This is a genomic window from Stenotrophomonas maltophilia group sp. Smal12 (genome assembly GCF_037079935.1).
GTDB lineage: Bacteria > Pseudomonadota > Gammaproteobacteria > Xanthomonadales > Xanthomonadaceae > Stenotrophomonas > Stenotrophomonas sepilia.
The window spans coordinates 1-3,785 of sequence record NZ_JBAWUK010000102.1 but is presented as its reverse complement, the minus strand read 5'-3'; the positions used below and the strand labels follow the sequence as shown (position 1 = coordinate 3,785).

3 protein-coding genes are annotated in these 3,785 nt (G+C 67.9%); 2 read left to right on the top strand and 1 reads right to left on the bottom strand.

Going from position 1 to position 3,785, the window contains the following annotated elements:
* Both WDC87_RS21730 and dbpA read left to right on the top strand, forming a co-directional pair.
* Nucleotides 1-1,061, top strand: a 1,061-nt coding sequence (locus WDC87_RS21730) for a YeiH family protein (protein ID WP_336331329.1), incomplete at its 5' end; no start/stop codon positions are given.
* Nucleotides 1,062-1,214: 153 nt separating this feature from the next.
* The gene (dbpA, locus tag WDC87_RS21725; RefSeq protein WP_072168284.1) at nucleotides 1,215-2,591 is read left to right on the top strand and encodes an ATP-dependent RNA helicase DbpA; all 1,377 of its coding nucleotides are present in this window, start codon (nucleotides 1,215-1,217) and stop codon (nucleotides 2,589-2,591) included.
* 92 nt (nucleotides 2,592-2,683) lie between these two features.
* On the opposite strand, the gene WDC87_RS21720 is transcribed toward dbpA, so the two are convergent.
* Nucleotides 2,684-3,220 carry an adenine phosphoribosyltransferase gene (locus WDC87_RS21720; protein WP_111008405.1) on the bottom strand — a complete coding sequence of 179 codons (537 nt, stop codon included), beginning with the start codon at nucleotides 3,218-3,220 and terminating at the stop codon, nucleotides 2,684-2,686.
* Nucleotides 3,221-3,785: the final 565 nt, after the last annotated feature.

The following is a 3,785-nucleotide window of genomic DNA, read 5'->3' as shown; positions in this document are numbered from 1 at the left end:
CCCCCTGGTCCCTGCCCGCCCTGCGCCAGCGCTGGCAGCCGCGCCTGCCTGGTCTACTGCTGGTGGGCCTGATCGCGGCGGTATCGCTGTACCTGGCCGAGCTTTCCTGGTTGCAGGCGCGTGGCCTGAGTGCACTGACGGTAGCCATCGTGGGCGGCATCGTGGTGGGCAACACGCTCTACCCGCGGCTGGCACCGAGCAGCGCGGCCGGCGTCGGTTTCTCCAAGCACTGGCTGCTGCGCGCCGGCATCGTGCTGTACGGCCTGCGCCTGACCTTCCAGGACATCGGCCATGTCGGCGTCAGCGGCGTGCTGATGGACGTGCTGGTGGTCGCCAGCACCTTCGGCCTGGCCTGCTGGCTGGGCGTTCGTGTGTTCAGGATGGAACGCGAGGCGGCAATGCTGATCGGCGCCGGCAGCGCGATCTGCGGTGCGGCAGCGGTGATGGCCGCCGAACCGGTGGTGCGCGGCCGCGCTGGGCAGGTCACTGTCGCGGTTTCCACCGTCGTGGTGTTCGGCACGCTGGCGATGTTCCTGTACCCGGCGCTGTATGCGCTGGTGCAATCGCACGGCTGGTTGGCGATGGACGCACGGCAGTACGGCCTGTTCACTGGTGCGACGGTGCACGAAGTGGCGCAGGTGGTGGCCGCAGGCCGCACGGTCAGCGAGGCCGCCGCCGATACCGCGGTGATCACCAAGATGGTGCGGGTGATGCTGCTGGCGCCGTTCCTGGTCGTGTTGTCGTTGTGGCTGGCGCGTGGCGGCAAGGCCAGCGCCGACGGCAGCAAGGCGCGCATCGTAGTGCCGTGGTTCGCGTTCGGTTTCGTGGCGGTGGCCGGTTTCAACTCGCTGCACCTGCTACCGGCTGGCCTGCAGGCCGGGCTGGTGCAGCTGGATACTGTGCTGCTGGCGATGGCGATGGCCGCACTGGGCCTGACCACCCATGTCTCGGCGCTGCGCCAGGCCGGCCTGAAGCCACTGCTGCTGGCGCTGACCCTGTTCGCCTGGCTGCTGTTCGGTGGCCTGGCGATCCACCAGGGTGTGTTGGCAGTGCTGGGCTGAGCAGGAGCATACCGACCAGGGTCGGCGCCCACCCGTAGATCCACGCCATGCGTGGATGACGGCAACGTTGGGGTCAGATCCCGTTCCTGAGGAAAGGGATCCGCCCCCGGGCCCACCAGGCGGGACCAGCCGCGCAGGCAGGTAGAATGCGCCATGACTGATTTCTCGACCCTGCCGCTGAGCCCGGCCCTGCAGCCCGGCCTGGACGCCCTCGGCTACACCACCCTCACCCCCGTGCAGGCGCAGAGCCTGCCGGCCATCCTGGATGGCCGCGATGTGATCGCACAGGCGCCGACCGGCAGCGGCAAGACCGCCGCCTTCGGCCTGGGCCTGCTGCAGGCCATCGACCCCAGCCTGATCCGCGTGCAGGCGCTGGTCCTGTGCCCGACCCGCGAACTCGCCGACCAGGTCGGCAAGCAGATCCGCAAGCTGGCCACCGGCATTCCCAACCTGAAGCTGTTGCTGCTGGTGGGTGGCGTGCCGCTGGGCCCGCAGCTGGCGTCGCTGGAAGGCCACGATCCGCACGTGGTGGTCGGTACGCCCGGCCGCGTGCAGGAGCTGGCACGCAAGCGCGCGCTGAATCTTGGCGCGGTGCGCACGCTGGTGCTGGACGAGGCCGACCGCATGCTCGACATGGGCTTTGAGGAGCCCATCCGCGAGATCGCCGGCCGCACCCACAGGGATCGCCAGAGCCTGCTGTTCTCCGCCACCTTCCCCGACAGCATCCGCGCCATGGCGCGTGACCTGCTGCGCGACGCGGTGGAGGTGACCGTGGAAGGCGCCGACCAGGCACCGGCCATCCGCCACCTGTTCTGCGAGGTGGAACCGGCGCATCGCCAGAAGGCGCTGGCCGGCCTGCTGCTGAAGTACGCGCCGGAATCGGCGGTGGTGTTCTGCAACACCCGCAAGGATGTGGACGAAGTGGCCAACTCGCTGCAGCAGTTCGGCTTCTCCGCACTCGCCCTGCACGGCGACATGGAGCAGCGCGACCGCGAGGAGGTGCTGCTTTTGCTGGCCAACCGCAGCTGCAACGTGCTGGTGGCCAGCGACGTGGCTGCACGCGGCCTCGATGTGGAAGAGCTGGCGGCGGTGATCAATTACGAGCTGCCGACCGACGTGGAGAGCTACCAGCACCGCGTGGGCCGTACCGGCCGTGCCGGTGCGAGCGGCCTGGCGATCAGCCTGGTGGCTGGCCGCGAAAAGACCCGCGCCGAAGCCATCGAAGCGCAGATGGGGCAACCGCTGGATTGGCAGAAGACGCCACTGGCGACCTCGCGCCCGGCCGAGTTGCCGCAGGCGGCGATGCGCACCCTGCGCATCGACGGCGGCAAGACCGACAAGCTGCGCCCGGGCGACATCCTCGGCGCACTGACCGGCGATGCCGGCCTGTCGAGCAAGTTCATCGGGAAGATCGCGATCTTCCCGACCCGCTCCTATGTGGCGATCGCGCGTGAACAGGCCAACAAGGCCGTCACCAGGCTGGAAGCCGGCAAGATCAAGGGCCGTCGTTTCCGCGTACGGATGATGTGATTGAAGCCGCGTTGCCAACCACGGTTGGCAACGACCGGCTCCCGGCCCTTCGCTCTGGTAGATGCCAACCTTGGTTGGCATTCACCCTTCGATCAGAACACCAGTTCGGTGTGCAGTGGCAAGCCCGCCTCCCAGCGGGCCCGGCCGCCCAGGCCGTCGAGCTCGACCAGCACGCCTGCACCGACCACTTCAACACCCAGGCGGCGAACCAGCGACAACGCAGCGACCAGCGTGCCGCCGGTGGCCAGCACGTCATCGATGATCGCGACGCGGGCACCGGACGGCAACGCGTCGGCGTGCACTTCGATGCAGTCGCTGCGGTACTCCAGCGTGTATTCCTCGCGCAGCACCTGGCCCGGCAGCTTGCCCGGCTTGCGCACCGGCACGAAGCCCACGCCCAGCTCCAGTGCCATCGCGGCGCCGAGGATGAAACCACGCGATTCGATGCCGACCACCGCGTCCAGCTTCTGGTCGCGCCAACGGTCGGCCATCGCGGTGATCGCGCCGCGGAAGTCCTCGCCGTGGGCGAGCAGCGGCATGATGTCCTTGAACAGGATACCGGGCTTGGGGAAGTCGGCGATGTCGCGCAGGCGGGAGGCCCACTGCGGAGCGACGAGGGCGTCGGTCATGTCACATTGGCTATCTGATGGCGGCATAGGGTACCTGTTCCGGGCGCCGGCTGCCTGTTGGGGGTGTCGGCAGGGCTGCGCCCTGCACCTGCGGAGGCTTCAAGCAACGGCAACGGCAGAAGCTGGTTTCCTGTGGGATGGCGGGGTGGATCCGATGGCGGGAGACGCCGTAAACCCGTCCATGGGGGCTTGGCCGCGGCATCCATGCCGCGGACACTCCCGCCACCGGACCCACCCCGCCTTCGACAGATTTCTGCGACCTGCCGGAATGGCGCTTGGGATCAGATCCGTTTTCCGCAGGAAAACGGATCTGACCCCGAATTGATTCGATATCTGAAAGAGATTCATCCACGCATGGCGTGGATCTACCCCATCGCGGAAAACTGTCAGAGGTGGGGCGGTGTCGGAGTGCGGGGTGTCAGCCGCATGGATGCGGCTGCCAAGCCCCCATGGTGAAGTGACCCCCGGGAGTTGGACATCAGATCCAACCCCGAGGGATACATGAACAGATACGACGCGCGTTTCAAACTGCAGGTCGCCAAAGAGGCCTGCAAGACCTCCACAT

Bases quoted from the DNA above. Each gene is read 5' to 3' on its own strand.
- dbpA (WP_072168284.1), top strand. From the start codon at position 1,215: ATGACTGATTTCTCGACCCTGCCGCTGAGCCCGGCCCTGCAGCCCGGC.
- WDC87_RS21720 (WP_111008405.1), bottom strand. From the start codon at position 3,220: ATGACCGACGCCCTCGTCGCTCCGCAGTGGGCCTCCCGCCTGCGCGAC.